This window comes from Citrobacter sp. Cpo109 (genome assembly GCF_030332565.1).
In the GTDB taxonomy this organism is placed as follows: Bacteria; Pseudomonadota; Gammaproteobacteria; order Enterobacterales; family Enterobacteriaceae; genus Citrobacter; species Citrobacter portucalensis.
In genome coordinates this window covers 1-265 of the sequence record NZ_JAOWHQ010000023.1, presented here as the reverse complement: position 1 = coordinate 265, position 265 = coordinate 1, and the positions used below count along the sequence as shown (strand labels likewise).

Below are 265 nucleotides of genomic sequence, written 5' to 3'. Positions count from 1 at the left end.
CAGTAAGGATGGTGGAGCTATGCGGGATCGAACCGCAGACCTCCTGCGTGCAAGGCAGGCGCTCTCCCAGCTGAGCTATAGCCCCATCGTAGTTATCTCATTCACCTTAATTCTTGCTGAGACAAGGCGTGGAACGGTGAAGCATACTGAAGTATGCGAGTCGTTTCACAACGCGGTATCAGAAAGAATTTGGTAGGCCTGAGTGGACTTGAACCACCGACCTCACCCTTATCAGGGGTGCGCTCTAACCACCTGAGCTACAAGC

1 tRNA gene is annotated in these 265 nt (G+C 53.2%); it reads right to left on the bottom strand.

The window, feature by feature from the left end:
• Positions 1–9: 9 nt before the first annotated feature.
• Positions 10–85, bottom strand: a tRNA-Ala gene (locus tag OGY71_RS00535).
• Positions 86–265: the final 180 nt, after the last annotated feature.